Annotated in this window: 11 protein-coding genes; 5 read left to right on the forward strand and 6 right to left on the reverse strand. The window is 65.6% G+C overall.

Features of this window, described 5'->3' with window-relative positions; translation table 11 throughout:
• Positions 1–24: 24 nt before the first annotated feature.
• Positions 25–1,758 carry a sulfatase-like hydrolase/transferase gene (locus ABD002_RS17280; protein WP_343793392.1) on the forward strand — a complete coding sequence of 578 codons (1,734 nt, stop codon included), beginning with the start codon at positions 25–27 and terminating at the stop codon, positions 1,756–1,758.
• Positions 1,755–2,360, forward strand: a complete 606-nt coding sequence (locus tag ABD002_RS17285; protein WP_343793394.1) for a ribonuclease HII — start codon at positions 1,755–1,757, stop codon at positions 2,358–2,360. Before ABD002_RS17280 ends, ABD002_RS17285 begins: the two co-directional genes overlap by 4 nt.
• Positions 2,361–2,432: 72 nt before the next feature.
• Here ABD002_RS17285 and ABD002_RS17290 read toward each other — a convergent pair whose 3' ends face one another.
• Entirely contained in the window at positions 2,433–4,865 is a 2,433-nt protein-coding gene (locus tag ABD002_RS17290) for a right-handed parallel beta-helix repeat-containing protein (protein WP_343793396.1), read from the reverse strand.
• Positions 4,866–5,019: 154 nt separating this feature from the next.
• Positions 5,020–7,635 (reverse strand): CHAT domain-containing protein, encoded by a 2,616-nt coding sequence (locus ABD002_RS17295; RefSeq protein ID WP_343793398.1) that lies wholly within the window; start codon positions 7,633–7,635, stop codon positions 5,020–5,022.
• A 3-nt stretch (positions 7,636–7,638) separates the two neighbouring features.
• On the opposite strand from ABD002_RS17295, the gene ABD002_RS17300 reads away from it, so the two are divergent.
• On the forward strand, positions 7,639–8,094 hold the full coding sequence (locus ABD002_RS17300) for a hypothetical protein (protein ID WP_343793400.1): 456 nt from the start codon (positions 7,639–7,641) through the stop codon (positions 8,092–8,094).
• Between the two features lie 185 nt (positions 8,095–8,279).
• Here ABD002_RS17300 and ABD002_RS17305 read toward each other — a convergent pair whose 3' ends face one another.
• From ABD002_RS17305 to ABD002_RS17320, 4 genes are all read right to left on the reverse strand, one after another.
• Positions 8,280–9,875 carry a serine/threonine-protein kinase gene (locus ABD002_RS17305; protein ID WP_343793402.1) on the reverse strand — a complete coding sequence of 532 codons (1,596 nt, stop codon included), beginning with the start codon at positions 9,873–9,875 and terminating at the stop codon, positions 8,280–8,282.
• A complete protein-coding gene (locus ABD002_RS17310; RefSeq protein WP_343793404.1) occupies positions 9,865–10,455 on the reverse strand; it encodes an RNA polymerase sigma factor in 591 nt (196 codons plus the stop codon). Before ABD002_RS17310 ends, ABD002_RS17305 begins: the two co-directional genes overlap by 11 nt.
• 152 nt (positions 10,456–10,607) lie before the next feature.
• Positions 10,608–10,850 (reverse strand): hypothetical protein, encoded by a 243-nt coding sequence (locus tag ABD002_RS17315; protein ID WP_343793406.1) that lies wholly within the window; start codon positions 10,848–10,850, stop codon positions 10,608–10,610.
• On the reverse strand, positions 10,787–11,209 hold the full coding sequence (locus ABD002_RS17320) for a hypothetical protein (protein WP_343793408.1): 423 nt from the start codon (positions 11,207–11,209) through the stop codon (positions 10,787–10,789). The genes ABD002_RS17315 and ABD002_RS17320 overlap by 64 nt, the downstream gene beginning before the upstream one ends.
• Positions 11,210–11,363: 154 nt before the next feature.
• Between ABD002_RS17320 and ABD002_RS17325 the strand changes: the two genes are divergently transcribed.
• Together ABD002_RS17325 and dnaE are read left to right on the forward strand one after the other, a co-directional pair.
• The gene (locus ABD002_RS17325; protein ID WP_343793410.1) at positions 11,364–13,079 is read left to right on the forward strand and encodes an LTA synthase family protein; all 1,716 of its coding nucleotides are present in this window, start codon (positions 11,364–11,366) and stop codon (positions 13,077–13,079) included.
• Positions 13,080–13,377: 298 nt separating this feature from the next.
• Positions 13,378–16,869, forward strand: coding sequence for a DNA polymerase III subunit alpha (gene dnaE / locus ABD002_RS17330; RefSeq protein ID WP_343793412.1), 3,492 nt, complete (start codon positions 13,378–13,380; stop codon positions 16,867–16,869).
• The last annotated feature ends 7 nt before the right edge of the window (positions 16,870–16,876 follow it).

Consider the following 16,876-nt stretch of genomic DNA (forward strand, 5'->3'; position numbering starts at 1 on the left):
GATGCGGCGCATGACGACCCCCGCGTGACAGCCCTGTCGACTTTCCACATCCATCGAACCCGCCTGCTGCGCGCCTTCGCGCTGCTGGCCTTCCTCGCACTGTTCGCGTTCGGTCCGATGACCGAGCACACAACGAACGAGAAGATCTTCGCGGCGACCCTGGCCCTGCTCTCGCTGCTGCTCGCTATGTTCGCGAGCGGCCGCCTCGCGTTCGCAATGCTGCTGATCGCGCTGGTGTTCGGCGCGATCGAGATCGCCGGCACACTCAAGTTCCTGTACCTGACCACGCCGCTGCTCGCGCCGGACCTCGAATACTTCGTGAACAGCGGCACGATCGAGGTCATCACGCACTACCCGCTGCTGCTCGGCACCAGCCTAGCGGCGCTGATCCTGATCCCGCTGCTGCTCGTGCTCGCGTTCTCCGGCGAGCACGCGATGCTGTTCGCGCCATGGCCACGCGCACCGCGCATAGGCGCACGGCTGTTCGGCACGCTCGCCGCTGCCGGACTGCTGGTCGCGTGCCTGTCGCCCGAGGGCCCGTTCAACGCGGTGTTCAACAAGCCGATGTGGATCACGGTCAACGACAAGAGCTTCATCACGGACTTCTTCACCTCGTTCAACGACACGGTGATCAACCAGCCGACGATTCCGCCCGATGTCGACCGCAGCATCTCGTGGAAACTCGACCGGCCGCTGCAGTCGCCGCCGTCGCGGCCGGACGTGGTCACGATCCTCGAGGAAAGCACGTTCGATCCGCGCATCCTCAAGCTATGCACCTTGCCGATCTGCAAGCGGCGCATGTTCGAGGCCGACAAGTCGACGCGCGCACACGGCCCGATGAGCGTGCACACGTTCGGCGGCGGCACCTGGACCAGCGAGTTCTCGCTGTTGACCGGCCTCGCCCACACGCTGTTCGGCAACGCCGGCCTGTATGCGCCCTACAACCTCGCGCCGAGAGTCGCGTTCACGCTGCCCAAGGCGTTCAAGGGCGCGGGTTATCGCGCGATCGCGGTCTACCCGATGAGCGGCGATTTCCTCAATGCGCGCAACGCCTACGACTACTACGGCTTCGACGCGTTCTACGACGGCACCCAGTACGGCCTCGGCTGGGAGAGCCACGATGCCGATCTGCTCAGGGTGTTCGAGCGCATCTACGCCGACGAGAAGCGCGTGCATCCAGACCAGCCGCTGTTCGTGTTCATGCTGACCCTGCACCAGCACGGCCCGCACATGGTGCCGCTGGCCCAGCTGCCAGCGCCGTACAACCAGCCGCTGTTTCCTGGCAAGTTCAAGCCGAAGGCGCTCGACGACTGGCTGAACCTCAACCTCGGCAACTATCTCGAGCGCCTGCAGCAGTCCGATGCGATGCTCGCGGACCTGGAGAAATTCCTGCTCGGTGGCGAGCATCCGGCCGTGCTGCTGCATTTCGGCGACCACCAGCCCTCGTTCGATGGTGCGATCAACGAGATTCCGAAGGACGTGCCGAAGGAGGCGCGCCTGACCTCGAACTGGGTCACCTACTTCATGCTGAAGTCGAATTTCCCGGTGCGCCAGAAATTCGACTACCCGGTGCTCGACATCGCGTTCCTCGGTTCACTCGCGCTCGATGTCGCCGGCGTGCCGAAGAACGACTTCTACCAGGCCAACACGCTGCTGCGCGAACGCTGCAAGGGCCGCTACCTCGATTGCAAGGACACGAAGATGGTCACGTCGTACCATGACTTCATCTTCACCAAGCTCGGCGACCTGCACGAATGAAGGCCAGTCCCCGCTCCAGCACTCCAGGACTCGTCGCCGGCGTCGATGAAGCCGGCCGTGGCCCACTGGCCGGACCGGTCGTGGTGGCGGCGGTGATCCTCGACGCACGGCGGCCGCTCGAAGGCCTCGCGGATTCGAAAGCGCTCAGCGAAGCGCAGCGCGAAAGCCTGGCGCCACAGATTCGCGCATGCGCGCTCGCATGGTCGGTCATCGCCGTCGATGTCGACGAGATCGAGCGGCTGAACATCCTCGGCGCCACGATGGCGGGCATGACCCGCGCGCTGGAGATGCTGTCGGTCGCGCCCGACCTGGCGCTGATCGACGGCAACCGCCTGCCGAAGACCTTGCCCTGCGCGGCACGCGCGATCATCGGCGGTGACGCTTCGGAGCCTGCGATCAGCGCCGCTTCGATCCTCGCCAAGACCGAGCGCGACCGCATCATGCGCGAACTCGATCCGATCCATCCCGGATACGGCTTCGTGCGCCACAAAGGCTATTCGACGCCGGAGCATCTCGCAGCTCTCGAACGCCTCGGCCCGTGCCGCGCGCATCGCGCCGGGTTCGCCCCGGTTCGGCGGCTGCTCGCACCCGAACTGTTCTGAATTGCGCGGCGCTGCCCGGCCATAGGGCGTGCACGCATCGCCGCGCTACTCGACCTCAACCGCCAGGCAGCGTCAAAAGTTGTCGAAGCCATCGTTGAAGATATCGTCGCTGGCGGACAGGTCCTTGCAGCTGCTGATCTCGGACGTGTTGGCCACAGCCGTGTAGTCGTCTTCGGTAGCGGTGATCTTCGCAGGCCCAAAGGTCGGCGCCGGCACGCTCAGGTTGAGCGCGATGGTTCCGCTGGCCGATGCCTGGACGAGATAGCTGCCGAGCAGGGCATATGCATCGCCACAACGGTCGCTCGCGTATACGTTGACGTAGCGCGTGTCGTTCGGCCGCGTTGAAATGCTGCCGAGGACGGTGATCTTGCCCCCGGCCGCATAGTCGACGCTGGTCAATACAGGTTTGTGGAGCAGATCGTTGGGTCCGGTACTTTCGTTGCCCACATTGGGCGTAGGACCGAGCAACGCCAGATCCACGGCGAGACCCACGTTGTCGAAGATCTCGTTGGCGCTCACCTGGTTGTACCTGCCCGCGTCCAGATCCACCCAGACACCAGGGCCTCCATTGGAATCGATGACATTCGCGCCGGTGCGTGTCATCGGGTAGGTGCTGCCGATCCAGTTGATCCACGACCCATTGCGCACGTGCACGCCGGCACCCGCATTGCCGAGACTTGAAGCAAAGCCGGAGCCGATGTAGTTCGATTGCACCAGAGTACTCAGGGAATTGTTGATCAGGATGCCGTCGCCGCCGTTGGCAACGATCCAGTTGTTGTTGACGGTACTCAGTATGGTGTCCAGGATTTCAATGCCGGCGTTCTGGTTGCCGTTTCCGGCGGTCGTTCCGGATGGGTCGCCGCCGATGCTGTTGTTCGCGATGGTATTGAAACTGGTGCCCTGCCCGCTGACCAGGACACCCAGACCGTCCGTCCCCGAACCACGCCCGATCAGATTGACGTCGGCGGGGTTGGGACCACCGACCACGGCGGCAGCCCCTCCATCGATCTGCACACCGATGTCGTTCGCGAACAACGGCCCCGTCGATGGCAACTCCACACCGAACGTGTTGCCGTGCACCCAGTGTCCGTTGCCGCCGGAGAAGTCGATGGCGGACCCCTTGAAATTCGTGAACGCCAGGCCGGTCACTTCCACGTGGACATTCGTCGGGGTCAACGGACCCGCGACCAATGCGCTGCTCACATTCCCCCCGAAGCTGCCGAATACGATGATGCAGATATTGCCGTTGAACGGGATAGAGCCTACCAGCGTCTGGCTGGATGTGTTCTTCGAAGCTCCGGGTTGCGTATATCCGCTGATCAGCAAGGACACGGTCGGTGACGGCAGCGGCGAGTTGAGCGCGATGACCTGCGGACCGCAGCTGTTGCCGATGAAGAACGGAATGCTGGTGGGCTTTCCGCTGGCGTTGGCACTCAGGATGGCCTGCCTCAGCGAACCGGGCCCACTGTCGTTCGTATTGGTGACCAGCTGCTCCGCTTCGACGAATACATGCTGCGACTCATAGGCACCCTGGCTGGGTGCATCGTTGATGACGCGCGCGTAATTTGCTGCATCGGTGGCCGGCAGGATCAACGGCAGAGGGATGCCACCGTCGATCACCGGAGAAGTGTCGGCAAGCATGTAGTTCGACGTCAACTGGGGGTTCGTCGTGCTGTTGTTCGCCGACGCGGATGCCAGCGTGCTCGAGCTGTCCAGCGAGCTGTTCAGCCAGGTGTTGTTGAGCGCGACCGCCTGGCTGTTTGTGAGGACCAGATCGTCCAGCGCGTTGTTCCACAGGATGTTGTTGAACAGACGAACAGGGCTGTACGGGGTGTAGGCGCCCAACAACAGCCCGGGAGATTGGTTGTGGGCGATCGTGTTGTTCGCGATCGTGAACGGCAGCCTGGGATAGTCCGCGGAGATGGCGACGGCGGCAGCGGCGTTGCCGTTGTCGTGCACGATATTGTCGTCGAACACCAGACCGCCGGAGGGGTAGACGGTCAGTATGCTGTCGTTGATGCCGTTCACGCTGTTGCCGCTGACTGCGACGTTCTCGATGTGCAAGATACCGCCGAGATTGTTGTCGCCGATCACGACTGCGTCCGTGCCTGCCGCGGGCTTGAGGCCCGTGAACGTAAGATTGCGAACGGTCAGCCCATAACCGATCAACCTGACATAGGTACCCGCGACGTTGGCACCGGTGATGATCGTGTTGTCGGGCACGGGAGTCGGCGCGGACGCGCAACCAGACGGGTAACCGCCTTCGATGGTCAACGCAAACCCATTGCTGATGGACGCCGTGAGCGGTGCTGCCAATGTATAGGTGCCGACCACCAGTGCGATGGCATTGGGCTTGCTGTTGGTTGCCGCCGCCGTGAGCGCGGCCTGGAGCTGTGCCGAAGTACTGACGCACGTCAAGGCGATCGCCGAAGCAGGATGACAGAGCACGAGGGCCGACAGACAGCCGGCGGTTTGCAGGATGCGACGCAGCGAGCAGGACAACATGAGCGATTCCCAGTGAAGACCTCAGATCTGGGAAACGAAGCGGAACGGTCGGACCGAACATCGGCTGGGGTGAGCCTGCAGCCCCCCACAGCCTTCACCCTCCGGATGCGCTTTGCCGCATCGCCCTCGTAGAGGCAATCCACCCCTCCAGCCTTCAGCGCCAGCCGCCCTCGCCGATGAACGCCGCCCAGTAGTAGGGATGATCGGACTGCCCCGCCGCGCGGCGCGCCGTCAGCACCGCACGCATGGCGGCCGCCATCGCGTCGGGCACGTCGGCGTGCTCGACGAAGCGGGCGTGATACAGGCTCTGCATCAAGTCGGAGGTCGCTGCGTCGTCGACTTCCCACAGGCTCATGATCACGGTGCGCGCGCCGGCCAGACGCAACGCGCGGCGCATGCCGAACACGCCCTCGTTGCGGCCGATCGGGCCAAGCCCGGAATCGCAGGCTGACAGCGCAATCCAGTCGACATGCGACAGATCGAGAGTGGCCAGTTCGCCCGCGCCAAGCACGCCGATCATTCGATTCCCTGCCGTCACGCGAGCGCCGCTGAAGGCCAGCCCGGACAGCGTCGCAGCATTGGACGTGCCGGTCGCTTTTTCCGCGACCGGTTCTTCCAGCGTCATGCCGCGCGCGCCACGATCTCCGGTGCAGCTCTCATCGAGACTGAAACCGTGGGTCGCGAGATGGACGATGCTCGCGTGCGGCAATGCAGCGACCACGTTTTCCTTGGTGGCCGAAGAACCCGTGATGAGCTGCACCCGGGAATCGGCGGCCGTGGTCGACAACAGGGTGTGCAAGCCATCGAGTTCGCGCGCCGCGTTCGGGATGGCGGCAAACCCCTGAGCGGCTCGCAAACACAATTGGCGTTCGGAACTTGCGGGTGCGGGCAACGTGGCCGGAAAATCCGGAGCGCCGGCCAGCAGCATGCTTGTCGATGCGGTAGCCGATGCCGGCAGTGAAAGATCGCTTTCGTGCGCGAGGGTATGCACGCGCGTGCCGTTCTCGATCAGATAACCGCTTCCGCGGTCAGGCAGTGCTGCGAAACTGACGCGGAAGAGTTCGCCCTCCGGAACGATGAACAGATGGCGGGCGCTGCTTCCGGCCACGATCGGATCGAGCAGAGCTTGCCGGAGCGCCAATCCGTTGCGACGCATCCGCGTCGCATCGGTCGCGGGGTCGCGAATCTCCAGGTACCACGCGCGCGCCTGCGCCGACAGCGCGTTGCTGTCGCCGACCAGGCGCAGCGTCACATGCCCGTCGTGCGCAAGCGTGAAGGCATACCAGTCCTCGGGCGTCTGCTTGCCGCCCGCTGCCAGCAGGCGCGCTGGATTGTCGGCGACACCCTCGGTGAACGCGATCATCAGCCCATCGGCTGGCAACGCGTGTGCAAGCTCCCCGACACTTGCAGCCCCGTCGACGTTCGTCGCGCGGCCGCGCGCCATGCGATTCCACAGTGCGCGTTCCGCGCTCTCGGCATCCGCGCGCAATTGCGCCATGCGCTCGGCGTTGATGTGGGTGCTCAACCAGGCGTCGCCGAGCGCGCTGTTTGCTGCGCGCCAGGCCTGCCAAGGCTGCTCCAATGCCGGATCGTGTGCCGAGCGCGCCGCCGCCAGTCGATGTGCCTGCGCGCGCTCCACCAGCTCACGTTCGACCATCGTCAGGCGCCACGCGACGGCGATGCTGTCGGCGTCTCCTCGCTTGGCGGCGAGAGTGACCGCAAGCGCGGTGGCCGGCACGAGCAATTCCCGATAGGCCACGCTCTGCCGTTCGGAGAATTCCGTCGCGAATGTCGCCAGCAAAGTCTGCTGGTGTTCCGCGGTCAACGTCGCGTAGCGGAATGCATCGCCGATATCGCCTTGCCCCCAACGCGCCAGGGCCAGACCGAAATTCAACGGGGCAAGGGTCGGATGATTGGGCGACAGCGAACGCCCGCGCACGTCCAGCGCACGGCGGTAGTCCTGCTCGGCTTCCGCATAACGCTTCAGCGCGAGCGCCGACGAACCCAATCCTTCCAGCGCATAGCCAAGACCGGGGCTGTCCTTGCCATCGGCTTTCTCGCGCAATGACAGCGCGCGTTGGAAATCGGCGATGGCGGTTTCGTAGTGCCCCAGCCGGTATTCGGTATTGCCGAGATTCGCGGTGACCACGGCACGCACGCGCATGGTCCGCTCGTCCTCGCCCCATGCCGCCAGGGCCTGGCGATAGCGCGTGAGCGCAGCCTCTTCTTCCCCCATCTCCTGCAACAGGTTGCCGAAGTTGTTGGCGATGATGCCGCGCTCGTAGGCTGGAGCATCCGGCAACGACGCCAGGACCGCCTCGACGTGCGCGTAGCGTCGGCGCGCGGCCGCGTAGTCGCCGATCTCCTGCAGGCCGGCGCCGACCAGCCCTTCGGCCCTCGCCGCTTCAAAACTGTTTTCGCCGAAGCGCCGGCGCGCGATCGTCAGCAGCGTCTCGCGAAGATCCAGCGCTTCGCTGTTGCGACCCAGGTCGACCAGCACGCTGGCCCGATCGGTATCGATCTTGATGCGCGCCGCGCTGTCGGCGCCGAAGCTGGCGATGGCGAGCGCCGACCCCCGCTCGAACCAGGACAGCGCATCGCGACTGCTGCCTCCGCGCATGTAGGTATTTCCAATGACATGGAGCGTCAACACTTCCTGCCAACGCGCGCGCACGCCGTGCCGGGCGTGCCAGCCGGCGAGGGCCAGTTCGGCCTGTTCCCTCGCCAGTTGCCAGCGACCGCTCAGCAATGAAGCCGCACGCGCTGCCAAGGCATGCAGTTCCAGCGCGTCATCGTGGGACGGATGAGCGGGGGCCAGCAGAGCGGCCTGGGCGAGATCCAGGGCGGACTGTGCATCCGAGCGAGCCAGCGCATCGGCAATCGCCACGCGCTGCGCGAAGCCGTGTCTGCGCACGTCAGCCGCTGCAAATCGCTGCACGCCTTCGTGAAAGGCCAGTCCATCCGGTTTGGCGAGCTCGCCGCGCACCGCAAGAACATCCAGTCGCGTCTGCAATACTGCAGCGCGATGAGCATCACGATCAGTCACCTCATCGAACAGCGTCGAGCTGAGACTTGCCGCTTGTGCGTTGTCACCCGCACCCAGGGCCTGGTAGACCCGGTCCATGCGCGAATCCAGCGCAACCGCATCGGCCCTGCACGGCCACGCGCAGACGATCAGCAGCGCGGCGAATACCGATGGGTACAAGCGACCGACGAACATGATGATTGACCCCCTCGCGACTGCCGGTACGCCCCCATTCCGCGTATTGTGCGACGGACCCCGGGGCCGCGCGGTCCGTCTGTCGTCCATCCTGTTCCGTTCACTCGGCGGGGGGCTGCGAGGACGTCGGCAAGCGATGTGACGATCTCCCGGACGAGCCGCGCTTGCGCGGCAACGTTCGAGGGCGACAAACCTCAATCCGCGTGCGGAAGCTCGAATCGCCAGCGGCGCAGATTGCTGCCGGCACTGCGCTCCGCCGCGGCCAGCGCCTCGCCGAGATCGGCACTGTCGAGCGCTTCTTCGGAGGGCGCCGGCGCCAGGACAAGCGCGCCGCGTTGCTTTCCGGCATGGCTATCATGCGCATGCCGCCACTGTGCGATCAGCCGTTCGAGCTCCGGCTGCGGCGAGCGCGACGCCAGCATCAGCAGTTCTTCGCCTGAAGCAGCGCTGCTTATCTGCCAGGTCAGTGCGTGCGGACCCGATGCAGGCAGTGTGTAGTCGACATTCGCGGCGAGCGGATCGGTTGTCCCCTCCTCGCCTGTGGGGAACAACACGGCGGCGCTGCCGTCCCCATCATCGTCAAGCACGTACAGCCAGACCGGCTCGCTGCTGCGGAAATGCAGTTGCAGGTGATCGCCAAGATGCACCGTGGCACCACTCTGCAGCGCAGCCGATGCGCCGTGTTCGATGCGCTCGAGCGCAAGTTCGGTCTGCCATGCCGCCGGCGCCGCACGGTGCGAGCTCCACACAGCAGTGAATATCCCTGCCGCAAGCAACAGGATGGCGACAGATACACCGACGATTCGCCGAGGCCGTGCACGCGGAACCGACCGATTCAGGGCTTGCGCGAACGCGATCATGCTGGGCGGGCGCTGCCGTGGATCGATCGCCAGCGCGGCATCGATGGCTTGCGCCAGCGGGCGTGGTACGCCGGCCGGCAGTGCAGGCGGATGCTCCGCCAACACGCGTGGCGCTTCATCGGCGACAGGCTCGTTGGGATAACGCGCGGTGAGCAGATGGTAGAGCAGCACACCGAGCGCATAGATATCGCTGGCTGGCGTCGGCGCGCCGCCGTCGAGCACTTCCGGCGCCAGATACTGCACGGTTCCCGACAGCACCGCCCGGCCGCAATCTCCCGCATCCTGGGTGGCTCCGAAGTCCATCAACACGATGCGTCCGCCGGCATCGCGCATCACGTTGCCCGCCTTGACGTCGCCGTGCACGAGACCGTGCCGATGCACGAAAGCAAGCGCGCCGCACAGATCGCGGCCGATCGCGTTGACATCCTCGGTCGGCAATGGCCCGCCTTCGGCCAGAAGGTCGGAAAGGCTGCGGCCGCGTACGAGTTCGGTCCACAGACCGGTGCGGCCTTCGTGCACGGCAGCGCCATAGACATTGACGATATTCGGGTGACGCAATCGTGCCAGGCGGCGCCCTTCCTCAAGGAAGCGATGCGCGAGATCCCCCGAGTCCAGTCGGCGCAATTTGAGAGCGACCTGCTGGTCGAGCAGCGGATCGTAGGCGCGCCACACCGTACCCTGGGCCCCCTCGCCGAGCTGTTCGAGCACATCGAGACCGCCGAAACGGAACAATGCCGGGGCACTCGATGCATGATGTCCGGCGCCGGCAAGCTGGGCACGGCGAAAGCCTTGAGCCAGTTGTTCGAGTTCACGCAGGGCGCCGAGCAGGCGGCGGTCGCCGCTGCGCTCGGTACTGACGGATGCCTCCGCACCGAGTGGCGCGTCGTCGGCGATGCGTCCGGCCAGGCGCTCGATGTCCTCAGGTTTCACGGTGATTACTCAATTGTTCGGCCAGTTGCACCAGGGCTCGGGAGATCATCATGCGCACGGCGTCCACAGTGCCGCCGGTTTCAGCGGCAATCTCGGGATAGCTCAAACCGAACTCGAGGCGCATCACGATCAACTCCTGCTGCCGTTTTGGCAGGTTGGCCAGGGCCCACTCATAAGCCGCCAGCCGCTCCTGACCCACCATCTGTTCGACCAGCGTCGGCGCGTCGGCATCGATCAGTTCGATATCGAGCGGCTCGGCCGGCGGACGCCGCTGCTGTCGACGGATCTCGTCGCGCACCTGGTTCAGCAGGATCTGGCGCAGATACGCCAGGAAGCTGCCGGAACCCGCCGATTCGAAATCCTCCAGATGGTGTAACGCTCGAACGAGCGTGACCTGAACAAGATCGTCGGTATCAACCGGCCCGCGCGCGGTCGCCGGCAGGCGGCCATGGGCCCAACGACGCAGCAACGGCAGGTAGCGCCGGAACAGGATTTCACGCGCGCGCGCGTCGCCGCCACGCACGCGCCGAAGCAGCGCGACGGTCGGTTCCTGTGCCGCAACCTCGTATTGCACCACCATGCCGCTCCGCGCAAGGGCCGGAGCGAGCATAGCTCAGCCCGGTATCGCTGCCGATATCCGGGAGCGATCGGCCCGTACGGCATCCTCCAACGCAGTTCCGAACGAATACCGGGCTCATTGCGTCGCCATTTCTCCTGGCATCGAAGCGCCGCTCAGAACCGCGCATTCTCCAGCGGCCGCTCGCGGTGCATCAGCGCCCATTCGACGTGTTCGGCCAGTGCGGCCTCGCCGAGCGCACGCAAGATGTCGCGCTGACCTTCGGCGTCGGGCGCGGCATCGAGCTTCGCGCGCGCATCCGAGAAGATGCCGCGCATGTAGCGGTATTGCTTGATCAGTTCCTTGCCACCCTTGAGATACGCGTAGGACTCGCGCGCGGCAGCGGTGATCGCGAGCACCCCATTACCGCGACCAGCATCGTCGTGTTGTCGGGACCGAGCCGGTGCTGGAACAGCGCCAGCAGCACGCTGATGGCCATGCTGGTCCACAGGCAGGCGCGTCCGAGGCGCAGCGTCGTGCGATGCATGCGATTGCGGTGCGCGGTCTTGCGCGTGTAGTCGTCGAGCTGACCGCCGCTCCCCGGCGCGCCGATCCATTCGGCGATCACGACCGCCAGCGCGCTCGCGCTGGTCGAGGCATCGTCGAGCTTGGATTTATCCCCTCTTCCCGAACGCAGGCCGGGGAAGGGGCAAGCGCCAAGGGCGCGAGCGCACTTGCTGTTGTTCTCGATGCTGCAGCAGCAAAAGCCCCCACCCAACCCTCTCCCCGGCTTTCAAAGCCCCGCGGTGGCTCAAAACGTGGGGATGCCTCAGGTTGCCCCCGCGCCAATCGGCTTTTTTGGGCGAGCGGAATGTTTACAGTGACGTTACAGTTCCGCTAAATGTCCCGCGACGACACGGCAAAGGTCCGACATGGAAGGGATCGGCATGAATGCAGCAGGGAAATGGCTCCGACGCGGCCTCGCCTGGATGCTCGGCGCGGGCACGCTCGCAATGGCTCTCACACGGCTCCTGTCGGCCGAGACTGACGACCCGGAGCGCATGTTCTGCCTGGCGATCGCGCTCGCGCTCGCGCTGATCCTCGTCGTCGCGAGCGGACGCATCGGCTTCGGCCTGCTGGTCGCCGGAGCATTGGCCGGCATCGTCTGGCTCGCCGGTTCGCTCGAACTCACTTATCTGCACCAGCCCTTGCTGGTATCGGATCTGCGTTATTTCACCGGCGCATCGACGGCCGAAGTGATCGCGCACTACCCGACGCTGTGGCACAAATACGCCATGGACGCGATTGGCGGCCTGCTGCTGGGGTTTGTGGCCTGGCGCCTCGAATCACCAGGCTGGTGGCGTGGCCGCACGTTGCGCGCACGCGGCGGCGCCCTGCTGCTCGCGCTGCTGCCGCTGCTGTTGATCACCTGGCCACAAGGGCCGTTCCAGAGCGTCCACGCGGTCACGCCGTGGGAATTCGTGAGCCAGGCGAACCGCAATCCGACGACCGCATTCCTGCGTTCACTCACGCGCATGCGCGTGCACATGCCTGCCTATGCACCGGACGCCGCCGCCGATTTCGACTGGGGCACCGCCTCCACCGCGCAAGCGCCGGCACGACGTCCGGATCTGGTCACGGTGCTCGAGGAAAGCACGCTCGACCCGCGCCAATGGTCGATCTGCAACGTGCCACGCTGCACGGTCCCGCTGTTCGACCCGGACGGAAACACCCATGCGCACGGGCTGCTCAAGGTGCACACCTACGGCGGAGCGACCTGGACCAGCGAGTTTGCATTCCTGACCGGCCTGCCGCACACGCTGTTCGGGCCCGCCGGCGTGTACGCGCCATTCAACCTCGCCCCGCACATGCGCGAAACCCTGCCGCGCCGGCTCAAGGCGCTCGGCTACCGGACCATCGCGATCTATCCGATGCCGCGCAATTTCATGCGCGCCGGCGACGCCTATGCCGAGTACGGCTTCGACGAGTTTTACGACTCACAGGATCTCGGCCTCGTCTGGGAAAGCACCGACTCCGACCTTATGCGGCGTTTCGTGGACGTGCTGCGGCGCGAGCGCGCGAAGGACGACCGTCCACTGTTCTTCATGGTCCTGACCATGCGCCAGCACGGCCCGCACGATCTGCCACTGGACGACCTGCCAGCACCGTGGAACCAGCCGCCGTTGCCGGGCTTCGATGCGCGCATCAACCGCAACCTGGGCCACTACCTGTTCCGCCTGCATCAATCCAGCGACGCGATCGCGGAGTTGCGGCGCGATCTGTTCGCCGACGGGCGCCCCACGGTGCTGGCGCACTTCGGCGACCACCACCCGGCGTTCGACGGCCTCGAGGCAAAGTTGCCGAACACGTTGCCGGCTGAGCTTCAGCCCGAGGCGTACGCCCTCACCTACTACCGGATCGACAGCAATCTCGATCGCACGCCCTTCACGTCGCACAGCCCGCTCGACCTCGCCTTCCTCGCCGGCCTGATGCTCGACATTGCCGATCTGCCGAAAAACGCGTATTTCGAGGCGAATGCACGCTTGCGCGAGCATTGTGGCGGGCGTTTCGACGACTGCCCCAACCGGCCGCTGCTCGATTCGTATCTGGCGCGGACGTTTGGTGAATTGCGGGTATTCGAGAAGTAAATGTCTTCCGGCAAGCGCTGGGATGGCGCGAATGCACGTGGCGCGACTGCGGTCGACGGGATCGACCGCGAACGGCGCCAGCCGGCCCGAGGGGCGAGTCCCATGGATGGGGCGAGTAACCGCCGGATCAGGGTTCGGTTCGAGTACGCTGCACCACCTTCACACCGAACCCTCCCCCTCGCCCGACGGCAGTGGGATCGAGCGTGAAGGCCGGTAGAGGTCCGCCCCATTCCGGCTGTCAATCTTGCTGCGTGAGGGAGCAGCGACTACGCTGAACCCCCGAGCGTTTCGTCCCGCCATGTCCCCCGGCTTCGTCCACCTGCACGTCCACAGCGAGTACTCGCTGACCGATTCGACGATCCGCGTCGGCGATCTGGTCGGCGCCTGCGCGCGCGCAGACATGCCGGCGGTCGCGCTGACCGACCAGAGCAACCTGTTCGCGCTGGTCAAGTTCTACAAGGCCGCGGAAGCCGCCGGCATCAAGCCGATCGCGGGCAGTGACCTGTGGATCGCCGATCCGGAGGATCGCAGCCGGCCGCAGCGGTTGACCGTGCTGTGCCAGGACCGCGAGGGCTACCTCAATCTTTCGCGGCTGCTCTCGCGCGCGTACGCCGAGAACCGCCATGGCGACCACGCGCTGGTCGATGCCGGCTGGTTCGATGCCGCCAGCGCGGGACTGATGGCGCTGGCCGGCCAGGACAGCGATATCGGCCGGCTCCTGCTCGGCGGCCGCGACGAAGCCGCGCGCGCGCGCGCCGAATGGTGGCGCACGCGCTTCCCGGATCGGTTGTATCTCGAAGCCGCGCGCGTGCAGCGCGCGAACGACGAAGGTTTCCTCGCCGGCGCGCTCGATCTCGCCGCACGGCTCGATCTGCCGGTCGTCGCCAGCAACGACGTGCGCTTCCTCGAACGCGCGGATTTCGAGGCGCACGAGGCGCGCGTGTGCATCCATGCCGGCCGCGTGCTGGCCGACCCGAAACGACCGCGCGACTACTCGCCCGAGCAGTACCTGAAATCGCCACGGGAAATGGCGGACGTGTTCGCCGACCTGCCGGAACTGCTCGACAACACGATCGAGCTGGCGAAACGCTGCAACCTCGAACTCAGCTTCGGCAAGTACTTCCTGCCCGCGTTCCCGGTGCCGGCCGAGCATACGCTGGACAGCTACATCCGTTCGCAGTCGCACGAAGGCCTGGTGAAGCGTCTCGCTGCTCACGAACCTGCATCGGGATTCACGCACGACGATTACGTGCGCCGGCTCGATACCGAGCTCGACGTGATCGTGCAGATGGGCTTCCCCGGCTACTTCCTGATCGTCGCCGACTTCATCAACTGGGCGAAGCAGAACGATATCCCGGTCGGCCCGGGCCGCGGTTCCGGTGCCGGCTCGCTGGTCGCCTACGCGCTCGGCATCACCGATCTCGATCCACTGCGCTACGGCCTGCTGTTCGAGCGGTTCCTGAATCCCGAACGCGTGTCGATGCCCGACTTCGACGTCGACTTCTGCATGGACCGGCGCGACGAAGTCATCGACTACGTCGGTCGCAAGTACGGCCGCGACCGCGTCAGCCAGATCATCACCTACGGCACGATGGCGGCGAAGGCGGTGCTGCGCGACACCGGCCGCGTGCTCGGCATGCCCTACGGCCAGGTCGACCGCATCGCCAAGCTGATACCGAAGATGCCGCTCGATCTCGCGCTCGAGGACGCGCTGGGCCGCTCCGAGAAATCACGCAAGGAGCCGGACCGCATCGTCGCCGAGTTCAAGGCGCTGTACGAATCCGATGAGGAGGTCACCGAACTCGTCGACCTCGCGCTGAAGCTCGAGGACCTCACGCGCAATGCCGGCAAGCATGCCGGCGGCGTGGTGATCGCGCCCGGTCCGCTCAGCGACTACGCGCCGCTGTTCTCCGAATCCGGCGGCGAAGGCGTGGTCACGCAGTTCGACAAGGACGACGTCGAGGCGGTCGGCCTGGTCAAGTTCGACTTCCTCGGCCTGCGCACGCTGACCATCATCGACTGGGCGGTCAAGGCGATCAATGCGGGTCGGCTGAAGACCGGCGAGGCGCCGCTCGACATCACCCAGCTGCCACTCGACGATCCGGCCGTCTACACGCTGTTCAAGCGCGCGCAGACGATCGCGATCTTCCAGTTCGAATCGCGCGGCATGCAGGGCGCGCTGAAGGACGCCAGGCCCGACCGCTTTGAGGACATCATCGCGCTCGGTGCGCTGTATCGCCCGGGTCCGATGGACCTGATCCCGAGCTTCTGCGCGCGCAAGCTCGGCCGCGAGGCGATCGAGTATCCCGATCCGCGCGTCGAGCCTGTCCTGAAAGAGACCTACGGCATCATGGTCTATCAGGAACAGGTCATGCAGATGGCGCAGATCGTCGGCGGCTACACCTTCGGTGGCGCCGACCTGCTGCGCCGCGCGATGGGCAAGAAGAAAGTCGAGGAGATGGCCAAGCACCGCGCCATCTTCCGCGATGGCGCGGCAAAGAACGGCGTCGGCGAGGCGAAAGCCGACGCCGTGTTCGACTTGATGGAAAAGTTTGCCGGCTACGGCTTCAACAAGTCGCATGCGGCCGCGTACGCGCTGGTCTCGTACCAGACCGCCTGGCTGAAGACGCACTACCCGGCCGAGTTCATGGCCGCAGTGCTGTCCAGCGACATGGACAACACCGACAAGGTCGTGAACTTCCTCGGCGAGGCGCGCGCCCTCGGCCTGACCGTGCTGCCGCCGGATATCAACGCATCGGCCTACATGTTCGAGGCGAGCGACGCGAAGACGATCGTCTACGGCCTCGGCGCGGTGAAAGGTGTCGGTCGCGGTGCGGTCGAGAACATCGTCGACGCGCGCAAAAGCGGGCGCTACACCGACCTCTCCGATTTCTGCCAGCGCGTCGATCCGCAGAAGCTCAACAAGCGCGTGTTCGAGGCGCTGATCCTTTCGGGCTCGATGGATGCACTGGCGAAGAACCGCGCCAGCCTGATGGCGCAGCTGCCCGAATGCGTGCGTGCAGCCGAACAGCAGGCGCGCGATGCGCTGGCCGGCCAGAACGACATGTTCGGCGCGGCGAGTCCGGCAGCGCCGAAGCTCGTGCTGACCGAAGTCGCGGATTGGCCGGTCGCACAGCGCCTGGCCGGCGAGCGCGACACGCTCGGCCACTATCTTTCCGGACATCCGACCGACGCCTGGCGCGACCTCATCACCGAAGTCGCGAGCTGCCCGATCGGCGAGATCGACAAGCATTACCGGCCACCCTCGGGTGAACGTCGCTCCCGTTTCGTCGACCTGCCCTCGTTCACGCTGGCCGGTTCGGTGATCGCGGTGCGCAAGCAGGGCGATTCGCGCGCATTCGTGACCGTCGAGGATTTCTCCGGCAAGTTCGAGGCCGTGCTGTATCGTGAGAGCTGGGTCGAATACGGCCCGCTGCTGACCCGCGATGCGATCCTCGTATTCGAGGGTGGGCTCAGCGTCGACGACTTCTCCGGCGGCTACCAGCTGCGCGTGCAATCGGTCACGACGATCGAAATCGCCTGCGAACGCCGCGCCCGGGTGCTGCGCCTATGCCTGAACGGCGTGCACGCGGACTTCATTCCCAAGCTCGAACACGCGCTCGCGGCGCACCGCGGCGGCGGCACGCCGGTGCGCCTGACCTATCGCAACGCGACCGGCCAGGCTGAGATCGAGCTCGGCGCCGAATGGCGCGTACGAGCGAGCCCGGCGTTGAAGGACAGCCTGCAGGCGTTGGACGGCGTGCTGGCGGCAGAACTGGTATTCAGTTGAGCGAGTG

It is taken from the genome of Dokdonella soli, from assembly GCF_039523175.1.
GTDB classification, from domain to species: domain Bacteria; phylum Pseudomonadota; class Gammaproteobacteria; order Xanthomonadales; family Rhodanobacteraceae; genus Dokdonella_A; species Dokdonella_A soli.

Bases quoted from the DNA above. Each gene is read 5' to 3' on its own strand.
- ABD002_RS17300 (WP_343793400.1), top strand. From the start codon at position 7,639: ATGCAGTTCCAGCGCGTCATCGTGGGACGGATGAGCGGGGGCCAGCAG.
- ABD002_RS17290 (WP_343793396.1), bottom strand. From the start codon at position 4,865: ATGTTGTCCTGCTCGCTGCGTCGCATCCTGCAAACCGCCGGCTGTCTG.
- ABD002_RS17325 (WP_343793410.1), top strand. From the start codon at position 11,364: ATGGAAGGGATCGGCATGAATGCAGCAGGGAAATGGCTCCGACGCGGC.
- dnaE (WP_343793412.1), top strand. From the start codon at position 13,378: ATGTCCCCCGGCTTCGTCCACCTGCACGTCCACAGCGAGTACTCGCTG.
- ABD002_RS17310 (WP_343793404.1), bottom strand. From the start codon at position 10,455: ATGGTGGTGCAATACGAGGTTGCGGCACAGGAACCGACCGTCGCGCTG.
- ABD002_RS17285 (WP_343793394.1), top strand. From the start codon at position 1,755: ATGAAGGCCAGTCCCCGCTCCAGCACTCCAGGACTCGTCGCCGGCGTC.